Source organism: Streptomyces sp. RK62 (genome assembly GCF_018070255.1).
Classification (GTDB): Bacteria; Actinomycetota; Actinomycetes; order Streptomycetales; family Streptomycetaceae; genus Streptomyces; species Streptomyces nigra.
This window is the reverse complement of the sequence record NZ_JAGPYD010000020.1, coordinates 60,799-74,932: the sequence shown is the minus strand read 5'-3', so window position 1 is coordinate 74,932 and position 14,134 is coordinate 60,799. Positions and strand designations below refer to the sequence as shown.

The window sequence follows — 14,134 nt, the reverse complement described above, 5'->3', positions numbered from 1 at the left end:
CCGCGAGACGTCCCTTGCCCGGCTGCATAGCGTCATGCAGAGTTCTTTCTAGCTGAATAGCGGCGTGAGGGGAGTGCTGGTCGATGGGGTCGCGGTTCGTGGACCTGCCGGGTGTCGCGTCTCCCGGGCACGCCGGGCCGGTCGTCCTCGACGGGGCCGGGCTCGGCGTCGAGGACGTCGTGCGCCTCGCCGACGCCGCCGCGCGCCCGGTGCCCGCGCCCGAGGCGCTGAAGCGGGCCGAGGTGTCCTGGGACGCCGCCCGTCTCATCGCCGCGACCGGACGCGTCTACGGCCGCTCCACCGGCGTCGGCGCCAACCGCAACGAACCCGTGCCCACCGAGGCCGCCGCCGAGCACGGGCTGCGGCTGCTGCGCAGCCACGCCGGCGCCATCGGCGAGCAGGTGCCCGCCCGGCAGGTGCGGGCCATGCTCGCCATACGGGCCAACCAGGTGCTCGCGGGCGGCGCCGGACTGCGCCCCAGCGTCGTCACCGCCCTGTGCGAGGCCCTGGAGAGCGGCGCCCACCCGGTCGTCAACGAGTTCGGCTCCGTCGGCACCGGGGACATCGCCGCCCTGGCGCAGGCCGGGCTCGCCCTCGCCGGCGAGCACCCCTGGCGCGGTCCCGGGGCGCCCGCGCCGCAGCCGCTCGACAACAACGACGCCCTCGCGTTCATCAGCAGCAACGCCCTCACCCTCGGCCAGGCCGCCCTCGCCCTGCACGAGCTGCGCGGACTCGTCGGCGCCACCGAGGTCGTCGCCGCCCTCTCCCTGCTCGCCGTCGACGGCTCCCACGAGGCGTACGCGGCCCCCGTGCACGCCGCCCGGCCGCACCCGGGCACCGTCGGGGTCGCCCGCCGGATGCGCCGCCTCGTCGGCGCCGACGACCGGCCGACCCCGCCGCTCGGCCGCATCCAGGACCCGTACGGCTTCCGCTGCCTGCCGCAGATCCACGGCCCCGCGCACGACGCCGCCGACGCCCTGGAGCGGGTGCTGACGGTGGAGATGAACGCCGCCGCCGAGAACCCCCTCATCAGCCCCGAGGACATGGCCGCCTACCATCACGGCGGCTTCTACCAGGCCCAACTCGCCCTCGCCCTCGACCACTTCCGGCTCGCCCTCACCCAGGTCGCCCGGCTGTCGACGTCCCGGCTCTCCACCCTCAACGAACCCGCCTACACCCGGCTGCGGCCGTTCCTCGCCGACTCCGCGCCCGCCGCGTCCGGCGTGATGATCCTGGAGTACGCCGCCGGGGCCGCCCTCGGCGATCTGCGCGCGTTCTCCGCTCCCGCCTCCCTCGGGCACGCTGTACTCTCCCGGGGCGTGGAGGAGCAGGCCAGCTTCGCCTCGCTCGCCGCCCGGCAGACACTGCGCGCCTGTGCCGCGTACCGTCTCGTCGTCGGCTGTGAACTCGTCGCCGCCGTACGGGCGTTGCGTCAGCGCGACCTGCGGCCCGACCCCGCGCTGCCGGCGGGCCGGGCACTGGCGCTGGCCGAGGCGGTGCTCGACGACGACCCGGCCGACCGCCCGCTCACCGACGACGTGACCGAGGCGGCGGCACTGCTCGACCGGTTCACCGAGATCTGGAGGGGAAGCGCGGCATGAGCGCCGACAGGAACACGACGGGGACGGACAGTCCCGCCGCGCGGCTCCAGACGCTGTTCGAGGGGCACCGGCTGACCCCGACCCAGCGGCGCATCGCGCACAGCATGGTCCGCCGGGCCGCCGACGTGCCGTTCCTGTCCAGCGTGGAACTGGCCGAACTGGCAGGGGTCAGCCAGCCGTCCGTGACCCGCTTCGCCGTCGCCCTCGGCTTCGACGGCTACCCGGCGCTGCGCCGCCATCTGCGGGAGGTCGCGCCCGCCGAACCGGCCCCGGACACCGGTGCCTACAACGAGTACCAGCAGGCCGTCGAGGCGGAGATCGAGAACCTGCGGCATCTGGCCGAGGTACTCGCGGACCCGCGTCCCGTGCAGCGCGCCGGGCGCGTCCTCGCCGCCTCCCGCCCGCTGCCCGTGCTCGGACTGCGCGCCGCGGCCGCCCAGGCGTACGGCTTCTCCTACTTCGCCGCCAAGGTGCACCCGGACGTCCGGCTGCTCGACGAGGGCGGCACCATGCTCCAGGACCGGATCGACGCCGCCGTACGGGCCGGTGCGAGCGCCCTGCTCTGCTTCGCGCTGCCCCGGCATCCGCGCGAGGTCGTCGACACCCTCGTCTACGCGAAAGAGTCCGGGCTGACCACGGTGACCGTGGCGGACTCCGCGTTCGCGCCCGTCGCCCGCGCCTCCGACCTGCTGCTGCCCGCGGCCGTCGGCACCGGTCTCGCCTTCGACACCGCCTGCGCGCCGATGCTGCTGGGCCGGGTCCTGCTGGAGGCCATGTGCGACGACCTGCCGGACGCCCAGGCGCGTCTGGAGGAGTTCGACACCCGGGCGGCGGCGCGGGGGCTGTTCGTCGAGTGAACCGGTCCCCGCGTTCTTAAGGCTCATCTCACGTTGGCTGGCTAATCTGCCCGCAACGGACGTCTGGACGACACGAGACGGGAGGCTGAACGTGGTGCGCGGTGGAGGACATGGGCTGGCTCGGGTGGCCGTCGTCGTACGGGCCGGGGCCGCGCCCCTTTTCTGGGCCGGGGTGTGCGCCGCCGGGATCGGGGCGCTGGTGCCGGGTCTGACGGGGCGCCGGATCGGCGGGCTCGCCGGGGCGGCGCTGTTCCTCGTCGCCCTCGCCGTCGTCTTCTATGCCCGCCGCGGCCGCTATGCCGCGCTGGTCGGGTCGGCCACGCGGGCCGCCAAGCTGGACGTGCTGCAGGACCGGGCGGTGAGCGTGCGCGCCTGGCGCCGGGGCCACCGCTGGTGGCTGCTGCTCGCGCCGGCCGCGGCGGTGGCCTCCGCGTTCGCGGTGCCGATCGCCGGTGGGCTGCTGCTGGCGGGCTGCGGGGCGGGGCTGTGGCTGAAGGCGGCCTGGGTGGGCCGCCGGGAGCTGGCCGGCGGGGTCCTGCTGTGGGTGCGGGTCGACTGGCTGGACGCCCGCGCGGGCCGCCCGGCCGGCAAGACCGTGAAGGGCTACCGCACCACCGGTATCGCCGCGGGCGACGCGGCCCCGGGCGGGGCCCGCCGCCGCACCGCGGCGCTGGTGTAGAGATCCTCCGGGGCAGGCTCTAGACCTCCAACTCCTCCTCGATCTTCTTCAGCTGGTGCCGGGCCATGGCCAGGTTGGCGCGCTTGGCGTCGAGCACCAGGTACATGAAGAGACCGTTGCCGCCGCGTCCGGTGAGCAGCCGGATCAGGTGGTACTGGTCGCTGAGGGTGATCAGGATGTCCTCGATGCCGCCCTTGAGGCCGAGGTGCTCCATGGTGCGCATCTTGGCCCGGATGACGTCGGTGTTGCCCGCGGCGGCGACGTTGAGGTCGAAGGTCTTGGTGCCGCCGAGGGTGCCGAGGGCCATTCCGCTGGTGTAGTCGACGAGCGCGACGCCGGTCGCCCCCTCGATCGACGCGAGGCATTCCTTCAGAGCGGTCTCGGTGTTGGCCATGACGTGGTGTCCTCTCAACTTTCGGTAGTGGTGCGCGCGTTCGCGGCGGTGCGCGCGGCGCGTGTGCTTCTCGTACGGGTGGGCATGGGTTTGGCGGGCTCCTTCGCGGAGCCCCTGGCCGGACTCGGCTTCGGCAGCGCCGCGTCGTCGTCGACGAGCTCGCCGATGCGGGCGCCGGCGCGGCGGCCCTCCAGATGCAGCCGGCCGACGTTGACGCCGTCCTGGGCGAGCAGCGTCAGTACGGCGGTGCGTCCGGCGGCGTAGGTGGCGACATAGCCGTCGGTGCCGCGCATGAGCAGTTCGCGGAAGTCGCCCCGGCCGGTCGCGTCCGTCACGCGCATGGCGACGCCGAGCGCCGCCGCGGTGAGCGCGGCCAGACCGTCCGGCTCGACGCCGGGGGTGTCGTGGGCGAGGACGAGGCCGTCGACGCCGGCCGCCAGGGCCCCGGTCAGCTGGGGCACCCGGGCTCTGAGCCGGCGGAACTCGTCGAGTAGAGCGGCCTCGGCCGCCATCAGTTTTCTCCTCTCGGCACGGGACCGCTGGGGCGGGCGGGGCAGCCCGTCCGCCGTGTCGCGGTCCTCGAAGGGTTTGCGGTCAAAGGGCCTCCAGCGCATCCCTGACCCTCTTCAGCAGCGCGACATAGGGATCGCCGGCGGCGTCGGACGGATGGTCCTGGTGGGGCGGTGTCCGGGTGGCGACGAGGCCCGCCGCGGCCAGCCGCCGCAGATGCACCAGGGTGTGGAAGGCGGGCCTGCCCAGCTCCCGCGCGATGTCCACGGCCTTGCGGACGCCGTCCACCCGGGCCAGTACGGCCGCCTGCCGGGACGGCACCGCGGGCGCGGCGACCGGGTCGGCCCGCACCAGCGGCGCGCCGTCGATCGCCGGGTCCGGCCAGATCCGGCGCAGCAGCGCCCGGCGGCGCAGCGTCTCGCGCTCCAGATCGTCCACCGGTACCGGGTGCACGGCGGCGAGCCAGTGCGCACCGCCGTACCGGAAGCGGCCGGGCGTGCTGCTCGGGGCGAGCGCGAAGTACGCCGCGTCGTACAGGGCGCTGACCTGGGCCAGCTCCAGCACGCCCGGGGTGAGGCCGTGCCGCAGCAGATGGGCCTCGTCGGCGCTGTCCTCGGCGTCCCGCCACGCGGTGGCGTCGAGACCGCCGTGGGCGGTCAGCAGGGTGCCGAGGCTGGGGGCGAGCGGGCTCTCCGCGTGCACCACCCGGCCCTGGACGAGGTGGAGCGTGCCGTGCTCGCGGTGCAGGACACCGGTGGCGCGCTCGTCCGCGAGCCGGGTGAGCATCGGGGAGACCACCCCCCGGGCCTCCCGGAGGGCGGCCTGCCGGTCCCGGACCGGCAGCCGGGGCGGCGGGGTGCCGGCGACGACGGTCATCCCAGCACCAGCCGTTCGGCCATCTCGCCGAGCCGGATACGGGCCAGCGCGAGATTGCCGTCCGAGCGGGCCAGCCACAGGTACAGGCACACGCTGCTGTCGAACGACGTCGGCACGAACCGCAGCACGTGATAGCTGTCGCGGTTGCTGAGGATCACGTCCTCGACCGGCGGATCCGCGGCGTCGCCGCCGTCCTCCGGGCCGAACGCCTGCTGCTCGGCGGCCAGCCTTGCCAGTTCCGCCGCCTCGGCCGCCGCCGTCTCATGGTCACCGCCCGGAGGATCGCCCACCGTGCCCAGGGCCAGCCCGCTCGTCCAGTCCACGAGCGCCGCTCCCCGGGCACCTGGCAGTCGCATCGTCTCCAGCAAGCACTCGTCGATTCCGGGCACCGTCGCTCCCCTCCCGCCTGGGGTCCGGCTGAGTGACCGCCAAACTACGCAACGTGTGTGCGGCGAGTGAGCGTTCGGGCATTTTCCGGTGGAACATGCGCCGAGTGGCTAGGGTGGGTCAACTGACCTCATGCACGGGCGGGTTGACCTCCCCTGTTCACAGCGTGCAGCGGGGGTGCGTCAACGGCGCCCGGGCTCGGTGAGGGTGGTGAGCGCCGAGGCGTGCGCCCCTCCGGACTCGGCGACGATCTCCTCGACGGACTGCGGCTCCCGCACGGTCGCGAACGCGACCTCCCCGTCGGCGCCGGCCGCGTAGCCGTACACCCCGGGCCGGGCCAGCGAGTTGTACGCGTAGTGGTGCGCGAAGTAGTACGCGCCGGTGTCCAGCGCCGCCGCGAGATCCCCCTGCTCCAGCAGCGGCAGCGAGGCCCGCTCGGCCAGCAGGTCGCCGGAGAAACAGGCCGGTCCCGCGACGTCCTGGACGACGTCCGGCCCCTCCTTGGGACGCCCCTTGGCGTCGTACGCGGCGATCCGCAGCGGCCAGCTGCCCGGCATGTAGACCGTCCGGGTGGCGACCTGCACGCCCGCGTGCGTGATCGCGACCGGCCGTCCGCCCGCGCTCTTGGCGTACTCGACACGGGCCACGATCGTGCCGTGCTTGGCGAGCAGGGACCGGCCGAACTCGGTGACCAGCCCGTAGCGCCCGTCGAACAGCCCCGGCACCGACTCCGCGAGCAGCCGCGCGTACTGCGCGTAGGTCGGTGTCGTCGCGTCCGACGCGAAGTTCACCGGCAGTCCGCCGCCGATGTCGAGGGTGTCGATCTGCTGCCGTCCCACCGCCCGGTTGATCTCCTCCGCCAGCGCGTACGTCTCCGCCACACCCCGGGCCATCAGGGACAGCGGGACTCCCTGCGACCCGGTGTGCGTGTGCAGCCGGGTCAGCCACGGACGGTCCCGGTACGCCTGGACGACCCACTCGCGCGCCCCCGGATCGCGCAGCGCCACCCCGAACTTCGAGGTCGGTGTCGAGGTCGACGTCGCCCCGATGGAACCCCCGCCGACCTGCGGGTTCACCCGCAGCCCCAGCGGGGAGCGGCTCGTGGCTGAGCGTGTGAGGGCGTCGAGCCGCGCCAGCTCCTGCGGATTGTCGGCGTTGACGGCGATGCCCAGGGCGAGCGCCTGCCGCAGCTCGGCCGGCGTCTTCGCGGGCGAGTCCAGCACGGTCGCCTCCGGACGCAGCCCGGCAGCCCGCGCCAGCGCCAGCTCACCGGGGCTGGCCACCTCGGCGCCGATGCCCTCCTCGCGCAGCAGCCGCAGCACCGGCACCAGCGGGCTCGCCTTGACGGCGAAGGCGTGCAGCACGGGCGTGCCCGGCGCCACCACGTCCTCGAAGGCCGCCCGCAGCGCCGCCGCCGACTCCCGTATGCCCGTGACGTCCAGCAGGCCGACGACGGGGGAGTCCGGGCCCAGCAGCCCCCGCTCCACCGCCGCCCGCACCGCCTCGTCCCGCCGTGCCGCCCGCCGCCCGTCGTCCGCCGCCGTCCCCGCTGCCTCGCCCACCGCGTCCTCCGTCCTCTCGTCGTCCGTACCGATGCATCCAGCCAAACACCGACCGCGCGCCCGTGCTGGCGCGCGCATGTATTGACTAGCTCTATTCATGAAGCCAGGATGTGAATAGCAACCTCAACAGTCACCGTCGTCCGCTGGAGGCAGACCATGTCAGGACCCCGCACCGTCCGAGCCCCGCGCGGTACGGAACTGAGTGCCCTGGGATGGCAGCAGGAAGCCGCCCTGCGGATGCTCCAGAACAACCTCGACCCCGAGGTCGCCGAGCACCCCGACAAGCTCGTCGTCTACGGCGGCACCGGCAAGGCCGCCCGGGACTGGCGCTCCTTCGACGCCATGGTCCGCACGCTGAGGACCCTCAAGCAGGACGAGACGATGCTGGTCCAGTCCGGCCGCCCCGTCGGCGTCATGCAGACCCACGAGTGGGCGCCGCGCGTCCTGATCGCCAACTCCAACCTGGTCGGCGACTGGGCCAACTGGGAGGAGTTCCGCCGGCTGGAGGCCCTCGGCCTCACCATGTACGGCCAGATGACCGCCGGCTCCTGGATCTACATCGGCACCCAGGGCATCCTCCAGGGCACCTACGAGACCTTCGCCGCCGTCGCCGCGAAGAAGTTCGGCGGCACCCTCGCCGGGACGATCACCCTCACCGCGGGCCTCGGCGGGATGGGCGGCGCCCAGCCCCTCGCCGTCACCATGAACGACGGCGTCGCCATCTGCATCGACTGCGACCCGCGCGCCATCGAGCGCCGTATCGAGCACCGGTACCTGGACGTGAAGGCCGACAGCCTCGACCACGCGCTCCAGCTCGCCACCGAGGCCCGCGACGCCCGCCGCCCGCTGTCCATCGGCGTCCTCGGCAACGCGGCCGAGCTGGTCCCGCAGCTCCTCGCCATGGGCGCGCCCATCGACATCGTCACCGACCAGACCTCCGCCCACGACCCGCTCGCCTACCTGCCGCTCGGCATCGCCTTCGAGGACATGGCCGACGCCGCCGCCAAGGACCCGGCCGGATTCACCACCCGGGCCCGCGAGGCGATGGCCCGGCACGTCGAGGCCATGGTCGGCTTCATGGACGCAGGGGCCGAGGTCTTCGACTACGGCAACTCCATCCGCGGCGAGGCCCAGCTCGCCGGGTACGACCGGGCGTTCGCCTTCCCCGGCTTCGTCCCCGCCTACATCCGCCCCCTCTTCTGCGAGGGCAAGGGCCCCTTCCGCTGGGCCGCCCTCTCCGGCGACCCGGCCGACATCGCCAAGACCGACAAGGCGATCCTCGACCTCTTCCCGGAGAACGAGTCCCTCGCCCGCTGGATCAAGATGGCCGGCGAGCGCGTCCACTTCCAGGGCCTGCCCGCGCGCATCTGCTGGCTCGGCTACGGCGAACGCGACAAGGCCGGCGAGCGGTTCAACGACATGGTGGCCTCCGGCGAGCTGGCGGCGCCGCTCGCCATCGGGCGCGACCACCTCGACTGCGGCTCCGTCGCCTCCCCGTACCGCGAGACCGAGGCCATGCTCGACGGCTCCGACGCGATCGCCGACTGGCCGCTGCTGAACGCCATGGTGAACGTGGCGTCCGGCGCCTCCTGGGTCTCCCTCCACCACGGCGGCGGCGTCGGCATGGGCCGCTCCATCCACGCGGGGCAGGTGACCGTGGCGGACGGTACGAAGCTGGGCGGCGAGAAGATCCGCCGGGTGCTGACGAACGACCCGGGGATGGGCGTGATCCGGCACGTCGACGCCGGCTACGACATCGCGGAGTCGGTCGCGGACGCCAAGGGTGTGCGGGTGCCGATGCGTGAGGGTGACTCCGCGTGACCTTCCACAGCATGTGGGCGGAGCTGCTGCCGATCGGCCGCAGCGCCGCCTCCGGCGGCTACCGCCGCTACGCCTGGACCGGGGCCGATCTCGAGTGCCGGGCCTGGTTCGAGGAGCAGGCGCGGACCCGGGGTCTCGCCTACGAGGTGGACCGGAACGGGAATCAGTGGGCGTGGCTGGGCGACCCCGCCGCCGGGGACGCCGTCGTCACCGGGTCGCATCTGGACTCCGTGCCGGACGGGGGCGCCTTCGACGGCCCGCTCGGCGTGGTGTCGTCATTCGCCGCGCTCGACGAACTGCGCGCCCGCGGCACGGACCTCGCCAAGCCGCTCGCCGTCGTCAACTTCGGCGACGAGGAGGGCGCCCGCTTCGGGCTCGCCTGCGTCGGCTCCCGCCTCACCGCCGGAGCGCTCACCACCGAGGAGGCGCACCGCCTCACCGACGCCGACGGCACCAGCCTGCCCCGCGCCATGGAGGCCGCCGGATACGACCCCGACTCTCTCGGCGCCGACCCCGAACGGCTCTCCCGTATCGGCGCTTTCGTGGAGCTGCACGTCGAGCAGGGCCGCGCCCTGGACCTGACCGGCGACCCGGTCGGCATCGCCAGCGCCATCTGGCCGCACGGTCGCTGGCGGTTCGACTTCCGGGGCGAGGCCAACCACGCCGGGACCACCCGCCTCACCGACCGGCGCGACCCCATGCAGCCCTACGCCGAGACGGTGCTCGCCGCCCGCCGCGAGGCCGAGCGCGCCGGCGCGGTCGCGACCTTCGGCAAGATCGCCGTCGAGCCCAACGGAGTCAACGCCATCCCCTCCCTGGTGCGCGGCTGGCTCGACTCCCGCGCCGAGGACCAGGCCTGCCTCGACACCGTCGTCGGCGGCATCGAGAAGGCGGCCCGCGCCCACGCCGACGCGCACGGCGTCGCACTCGACGTGGTCCGCGAGTCCTTCACGCCCGTCGTCGAGTTCGACCACTCCCTGCGTGACGAACTGGCCCGCATCCTCGGCAAGGACACCGGCACCGGCATCACCGTGCCCGTCCTGGGAACCGGTGCCGGACACGACGCCGGAATCCTCTCCGGGCGCATCCCGACCGCCATGCTGTTCGTACGCAACCCCACGGGCGTCTCGCACTCCCCGGCCGAGTTCGCCGCCGAGGACGACTGCGTGGCCGGGGTGCTCGCACTCGCCGACGTACTGGAAGGGCTGGCCCGCAGGTGACAGCGAAGACGTACTGGCTGGAGCACGCGTGGCTCGACCCGCAGGTCGAGCCGGGCGTGGCGCTGGACGTGGCCGACGGACGCATCGCCGCCGTCCGTACCGAGGTCCCCGCCCCGCCGCCCGGCGCGGAGGTGCTGCGCGGGCTCACCCTGCCCGGCCTCGCCAACGCGCACAGCCACGCCTTCCACCGCGCCCTGCGCGGCACCGTCCAGGTCGGCTCCGGCACCTTCTGGACCTGGCGCGAGGTCATGTACTCGGTCGCCGAGCGGCTGACCCCGGAGAGCTACCACGCGCTGGCCCGCGCGGTGTACGCCGAGATGGCGCTCGCCGGCGTCACCGCGGTCGGCGAGTTCCACTACGTCCACCACGCGCCCGGCGGCACCCCCTACGCCGACCCCAACGCGATGGGCGAGGCGCTGATCGCGGCCGCCGCCGAGGCCGGCATCCGGATCACCCTCCTCGACACCGCCTACCTCTCCTCCGGCTTCGGCCGCCCGCCCACCGCCCACCAGCTGCGCTTCTCCGACGGGGACGCCGACGCCTGGGCCGAACGCTGTTCACTTCTCAAGGAACACGATCACGCGCGGATCGGCGCGGCCGTCCACTCCGTGCGGGCCGTGCCCGCCGGGCAGCTGTCGACCGTCGCCCACTGGGCCGAGGAGCGGCGCGCGCCGCTCCATGTGCATCTGTCCGAGCAGACCGCCGAGAACGACGCCTGCCGCGAGGCCCACGGGTGCACGCCCACCCAGCTGCTCGCCCTGCACGGGGTCCTCGGTCCGCGCACCACCGGTGTGCACAACACGCACCTCACGCCCGAGGACATCTCGCTCATCGGCGGCAGCGGCACCGGCACCTGTATGTGCCCCACCACCGAACGGGACCTCGCCGACGGCATCGGACCGGCCACCGCCCTCCAGAACGAGGGCTCCCCGCTGTGTCTCGGCTCCGACAGCCACGCCGTCATCGACCTGCTCGAAGAGGCCCGCGCGATGGAGCTGAACGAGCGGCTGCGCACCCGCACCCGGGGCCACTGGACGGCTGCGGCCCTGCTGCGGGCGGCCTCCGCCGACGGCCACGCCGCCCTCGGCTGGGACGGCGCGGGCACCCTGGAGCCCGGTGCGCTCGCCGACTTCACGACGATCGCGCTGGACTCCGTCAGGACGGCAGGGCCGCTTCCGCGGCTCGGGGCCGAGACGGCCGTATTCGCCGCGTCGGCAGCGGACGTGTCGCATACGGTCGTGGCCGGCCGGCACGTCGTGCGGGACGGGGCCCACACCCTCGTACCGGATGTGCCGCGGGCCCTCGCGGACGCCGTCGGAGCCCTGCGCGGATGACCCCGGGCCGCTCCGCCCCCCACCCCACCGCAGAGAAGGCAACCGAGGACGCCATGAGCAACGCGACGACCGTCAGCCCCGCCCACTCCGCGAGCACCGCCAGCACGCTCATCACCAACATCGCCGCCCTGGTCACCAACGACCCCTCCCTAGGTGACGGTTCCCCCCTCGGACTGGTCCACGACGCGGCGGTCGCCATCGAGGGCGACCGCGTCGTGTGGACCGGTGATCAAAGGAAAGCACCCGCCACTGACAACCGGGTCGACGCCGGCGGCCGGGCGGTGATCCCGGGCTTCGTCGACTCCCACTCGCACCTCGTCTTCGCGGGCGACCGCACCGAGGAGTTCAACGCCCGGATGTCCGGGCGGCCCTACAGCGCGGGCGGCATCCGCACCACCGTCACCGCCACCCGCGCCGCGAGCGACGCCGAGCTGGAGGCGAACCTCACCCGGCACCTCGCCGAGGCCCTGCGCCAGGGCACCACCACCTTCGAGACCAAGTCCGGCTACGGCCTGACCGTCGAGGACGAGGCCCGCGCCCTGCGCATCGCCGCCGCCCACACCGACGAGGTCACCTACCTCGGCGCCCACATCGTCTCCCCGGACCACGCCGACGACCCGGCGGCCTACGTCGACCTCGTCACCGGCCCGATGCTGGACGCCTGCGCCCCGTACGCCCGCTGGATCGACGTGTTCTGCGAGAAGGGCGCCTTCGACGGCGACCAGGCCCGCGCGATCCTCACCGCCGGCAAGGCCAAGGGCCTGCACCCGCGCGTCCACGCCAACCAGCTCTCGTACGGCCCCGGCGTCCAGCTGGCCGTCGAGCTGGACGCGGCCAGCGCCGACCACTGCACCCACCTCACGGACGCCGACGTCGACGCGCTCGCCCACAGCCGTACCGTCGCGACCCTGCTGCCCGGCGCCGAGTTCTCCACGCGGGCCGAGTGGCCGGACGCCCGCCGGCTGCTGGACGCGGGGGTCACCGTGGCCCTGTCCACCGACTGCAACCCGGGCTCGTCGTACACCTCGTCGGTGCCGTTCTGCGTGGCGCTCGCCGTGCGGGACATGGGGATGACCCCCGACGAGGCGGTCTGGTCGGCCACCGCGGGCGGCGCGGCGGCCCTGCGCCGGGACGACGTCGGCCGGCTCACCCCGGGCGCCCGCGCCGACCTGCTGCTGCTCGACGCCCCGAGCCATGTGCACCTGTCCTACCGGCCCGGCGTGCCCCTCGTGAGCGAGGTGTGGCGGCGCGGCGTGCGCGTGGCCTGATCAGGCCGCCCCGGCCCGCCACCGCTGGCCGGCGCCGCCGCCCACGGGCTCCAGGGCCAGCCCGTCGCCCACGCCGCCGTCCGGGGTGAGGGCCGTCCCGAAGGCGATGACGGGGCGGATCAGGCCGTCGCCGTCCACCACGAACCTCAGGTTCCGCCCGTTGCGGCCGTCGACCGAGTCGCAGTCCCAGATCCCGACGCCCCGGTCCGTGTCACCCCGGCTGTCCAGGCAGAAATCCGGGTCGGCGGCGGACTGGAGCACACCGCGGTCCCTGTCGACGCGCCAGCGCTGGGTGCGCGACCCGGAGCAGCGGGTCGTGATCACGTCGGTCCCGTCGAAGAACGCGCCGCCCACGTCCAGGCACAACCCCGAACCGGCGTTCACGACCTGCGCGAACGACGAGGACGGCGGACGCGCGTCGGCCGTCGGCGACTTCGAGGGCGACGAACTCTTCGAAGGCGACGGGGACTTCCGCGAGGGGGACGGCGACGGAGACGGAGACGGAGAGGCCGATTTCGACGGCGGAGGGGACGACGTGGAGGAGGTCGTCGGCTCGTTCACCGCGCTCGTCACCGCCACCGGGGGAACGCTCACGCCCGCGCCGGCCGGGTCCCCCGCCTCCGAGCCCGTCTGGGCCGCCAGGAACAGCACCAGCGGCAGGAGCGCCACCCCGAGTGCCGCCGACACCAAAACCACCTGACGCCGGTCCGGGCGTGGCTCCCGGGCGCGCCCCGGCCGTGCCCGCTGGGCCCCGACGGACGCCGTCCGCCCTTCCGCCGCGCCACCGGTGTACGCCGTCCCGCCCCACGGCAGCAGCCCTTCCGCGAGGGCCGCGCGCGGGGTGTCCCGCAGCGCCGACAGCTCGGCGTGCGCGGCGGCGCAGTGCGGGCAACGCGCTCTGTGCGCCTGCAGATCGGCGCTGTCGCGCGGGTTGTCGGGCCGTACGGACTCCTCGATGAGACGGCCGAAGTCGGGGCAGTCGGGGTCGTCGGACGCGGCGAGACGGGTGCGCAGACAGGCGCGGGCGAGCTGCTGGAGCGCCGGGCCGGTGCCGTATGTGACGTCCTCGGGCGTGAGGCCGAGCAGGGCCGCCGTGCGCGCGGGCGGCTCCTCCTCGACGATCCCGTACCAGATCAGGCCCTGGGTGCGGTCGGGCAGCGACGAGAAGGCGGTGAGCATGGGCGGCACGGGACCGTCGGGGCCGGTCGAGCGCAGCAGGAGCAGCAGCGCGGGGTCGAGGCCCGCCGCCCGTTCGTCCGTCGCCCAGGTCCTCGCCGTCTTGGCGGCGAGGAGCAGGAGGTGGTGCCGCCAGGGCAGGCCCGGGTCGAGGCCGCGCGCGGTCCGCCGGGCCGCCGACGTGACGGCCTCGGCGGCCAGTTGGCGGGCCAGGGCGTCGTCGGGGGCGCACAGCCGCGCGTACTTGAGGACGTGCGCGTGGTGGCGGGCGCGCAGCTCCTGGAGGGCGGGGTACGCCGTCGTCGTGTGACCCCGCAGGAGCTCGGCCAGCCGGGCGTCGGAGACGTCCGCGTGGATCCGGTGACCGGGGTCCTCACGGTCGGGGCCTGTGTCGTCGTCCCCAGCCATCACGCCGCCTCCTCGCAGCCGTACGACCCGCACGGTGAACG

Annotated in this window: 13 protein-coding genes; 7 read left to right on the top strand and 6 right to left on the bottom strand. The window is 74.3% G+C overall.

All coding sequences use genetic code 11. The features are described from left to right. Window positions 1–83: 83 nt before the first annotated feature. From KBY32_RS31435 to KBY32_RS31425, 3 genes are all read left to right on the top strand, one after another. On the top strand, window positions 84–1,601 hold the full coding sequence (locus tag KBY32_RS31435) for an aromatic amino acid ammonia-lyase (RefSeq protein WP_210982472.1): 1,518 nt from the start codon (window positions 84–86) through the stop codon (window positions 1,599–1,601). Next, the gene (locus KBY32_RS31430; RefSeq protein ID WP_055624223.1) at window positions 1,598–2,458 is read left to right on the top strand and encodes a MurR/RpiR family transcriptional regulator; all 861 of its coding nucleotides are present in this window, start codon (window positions 1,598–1,600) and stop codon (window positions 2,456–2,458) included. Before KBY32_RS31435 ends, KBY32_RS31430 begins: the two co-directional genes overlap by 4 nt. Before the next feature lie 124 nt (window positions 2,459–2,582). Then, window positions 2,583–3,137, top strand: a complete 555-nt coding sequence (locus KBY32_RS31425; protein ID WP_308293814.1) for a hypothetical protein — start codon at window positions 2,583–2,585, stop codon at window positions 3,135–3,137. A gap of 19 nt (window positions 3,138–3,156) precedes the next feature. Here the strand turns inward: KBY32_RS31425 and KBY32_RS31420 are convergent, their stop codons facing one another. From KBY32_RS31420 to KBY32_RS31400, 5 genes are all read right to left on the bottom strand, one after another. Then, complete coding sequence (locus KBY32_RS31420) at window positions 3,157–3,531, bottom strand: hypothetical protein (RefSeq protein WP_055624225.1); 375 nt, start codon at window positions 3,529–3,531, stop codon at window positions 3,157–3,159. A gap of 14 nt (window positions 3,532–3,545) precedes the next feature. Next, window positions 3,546–4,043, bottom strand: a complete 498-nt coding sequence (locus KBY32_RS31415) for a roadblock/LC7 domain-containing protein (RefSeq protein ID WP_210982470.1) — start codon at window positions 4,041–4,043, stop codon at window positions 3,546–3,548. Between the two features lie 82 nt (window positions 4,044–4,125). Continuing rightward, window positions 4,126–4,917, bottom strand: coding sequence for a hypothetical protein (locus KBY32_RS31410; RefSeq protein ID WP_055624227.1), 792 nt, complete (start codon window positions 4,915–4,917; stop codon window positions 4,126–4,128). Further along, complete coding sequence (locus tag KBY32_RS31405; protein ID WP_055624228.1) at window positions 4,914–5,306, bottom strand: hypothetical protein; 393 nt, start codon at window positions 5,304–5,306, stop codon at window positions 4,914–4,916. The genes KBY32_RS31410 and KBY32_RS31405 overlap by 4 nt, the downstream gene beginning before the upstream one ends. Before the next feature lie 180 nt (window positions 5,307–5,486). Then, window positions 5,487–6,965 carry a diaminopimelate decarboxylase gene (locus tag KBY32_RS31400; protein WP_210982469.1) on the bottom strand — a complete coding sequence of 493 codons (1,479 nt, stop codon included), beginning with the start codon at window positions 6,963–6,965 and terminating at the stop codon, window positions 5,487–5,489. Between the two features lie 57 nt (window positions 6,966–7,022). On the opposite strand from KBY32_RS31400, the gene hutU reads away from it, so the two are divergent. Genes hutU through hutI form a run of 4 tightly spaced genes read left to right on the top strand, consistent with a single transcriptional unit; the run spans window position 7,023 to window position 12,509 of the window. Beyond that, window positions 7,023–8,687: a urocanate hydratase gene (hutU, locus tag KBY32_RS31395; RefSeq protein ID WP_055624230.1), complete on the top strand. Its 1,665-nt coding sequence runs from the start codon at window positions 7,023–7,025 to the stop codon at window positions 8,685–8,687. Continuing rightward, window positions 8,684–9,907 carry an allantoate amidohydrolase gene (locus tag KBY32_RS31390; RefSeq protein WP_210982468.1) on the top strand — a complete coding sequence of 408 codons (1,224 nt, stop codon included), beginning with the start codon at window positions 8,684–8,686 and terminating at the stop codon, window positions 9,905–9,907. The genes hutU and KBY32_RS31390 overlap by 4 nt, the downstream gene beginning before the upstream one ends. Beyond that, window positions 9,904–11,241, top strand: coding sequence for a formimidoylglutamate deiminase (locus KBY32_RS31385; RefSeq protein ID WP_055624232.1), 1,338 nt, complete (start codon window positions 9,904–9,906; stop codon window positions 11,239–11,241). The genes KBY32_RS31390 and KBY32_RS31385 overlap by 4 nt, the downstream gene beginning before the upstream one ends. After that, window positions 11,238–12,509: an imidazolonepropionase gene (hutI, locus tag KBY32_RS31380; RefSeq protein WP_210982467.1), complete on the top strand. Its 1,272-nt coding sequence runs from the start codon at window positions 11,238–11,240 to the stop codon at window positions 12,507–12,509. The genes KBY32_RS31385 and hutI overlap by 4 nt, the downstream gene beginning before the upstream one ends. Here hutI and KBY32_RS31375 read toward each other — a convergent pair whose 3' ends face one another. Next, window positions 12,510–14,093: a ricin-type beta-trefoil lectin domain protein gene (locus KBY32_RS31375; RefSeq protein WP_210982466.1), complete on the bottom strand. Its 1,584-nt coding sequence runs from the start codon at window positions 14,091–14,093 to the stop codon at window positions 12,510–12,512. Window positions 14,094–14,134: the final 41 nt, after the last annotated feature.

Coding starts and splice junctions, on each gene's coding strand:
- KBY32_RS31435 (WP_210982472.1), top strand. CDS start 84: ATGGGGTCGCGGTTCGTGGACCTGCCGGGTGTCGCGTCTCCCGGGCAC.
- KBY32_RS31430 (WP_055624223.1), top strand. CDS start 1,598: ATGAGCGCCGACAGGAACACGACGGGGACGGACAGTCCCGCCGCGCGG.
- KBY32_RS31420 (WP_055624225.1), bottom strand. CDS start 3,531: ATGGCCAACACCGAGACCGCTCTGAAGGAATGCCTCGCGTCGATCGAG.
- KBY32_RS31415 (WP_210982470.1), bottom strand. CDS start 4,043: ATGGCGGCCGAGGCCGCTCTACTCGACGAGTTCCGCCGGCTCAGAGCC.
- KBY32_RS31410 (WP_055624227.1), bottom strand. CDS start 4,917: ATGACCGTCGTCGCCGGCACCCCGCCGCCCCGGCTGCCGGTCCGGGAC.
- KBY32_RS31400 (WP_210982469.1), bottom strand. CDS start 6,965: ATGAATAGAGCTAGTCAATACATGCGCGCGCCAGCACGGGCGCGCGGT.
- hutU (WP_055624230.1), top strand. CDS start 7,023: ATGTCAGGACCCCGCACCGTCCGAGCCCCGCGCGGTACGGAACTGAGT.
- hutI (WP_210982467.1), top strand. CDS start 11,238: ATGACCCCGGGCCGCTCCGCCCCCCACCCCACCGCAGAGAAGGCAACC.
- KBY32_RS31375 (WP_210982466.1), bottom strand. CDS start 14,093: ATGGCTGGGGACGACGACACAGGCCCCGACCGTGAGGACCCCGGTCAC.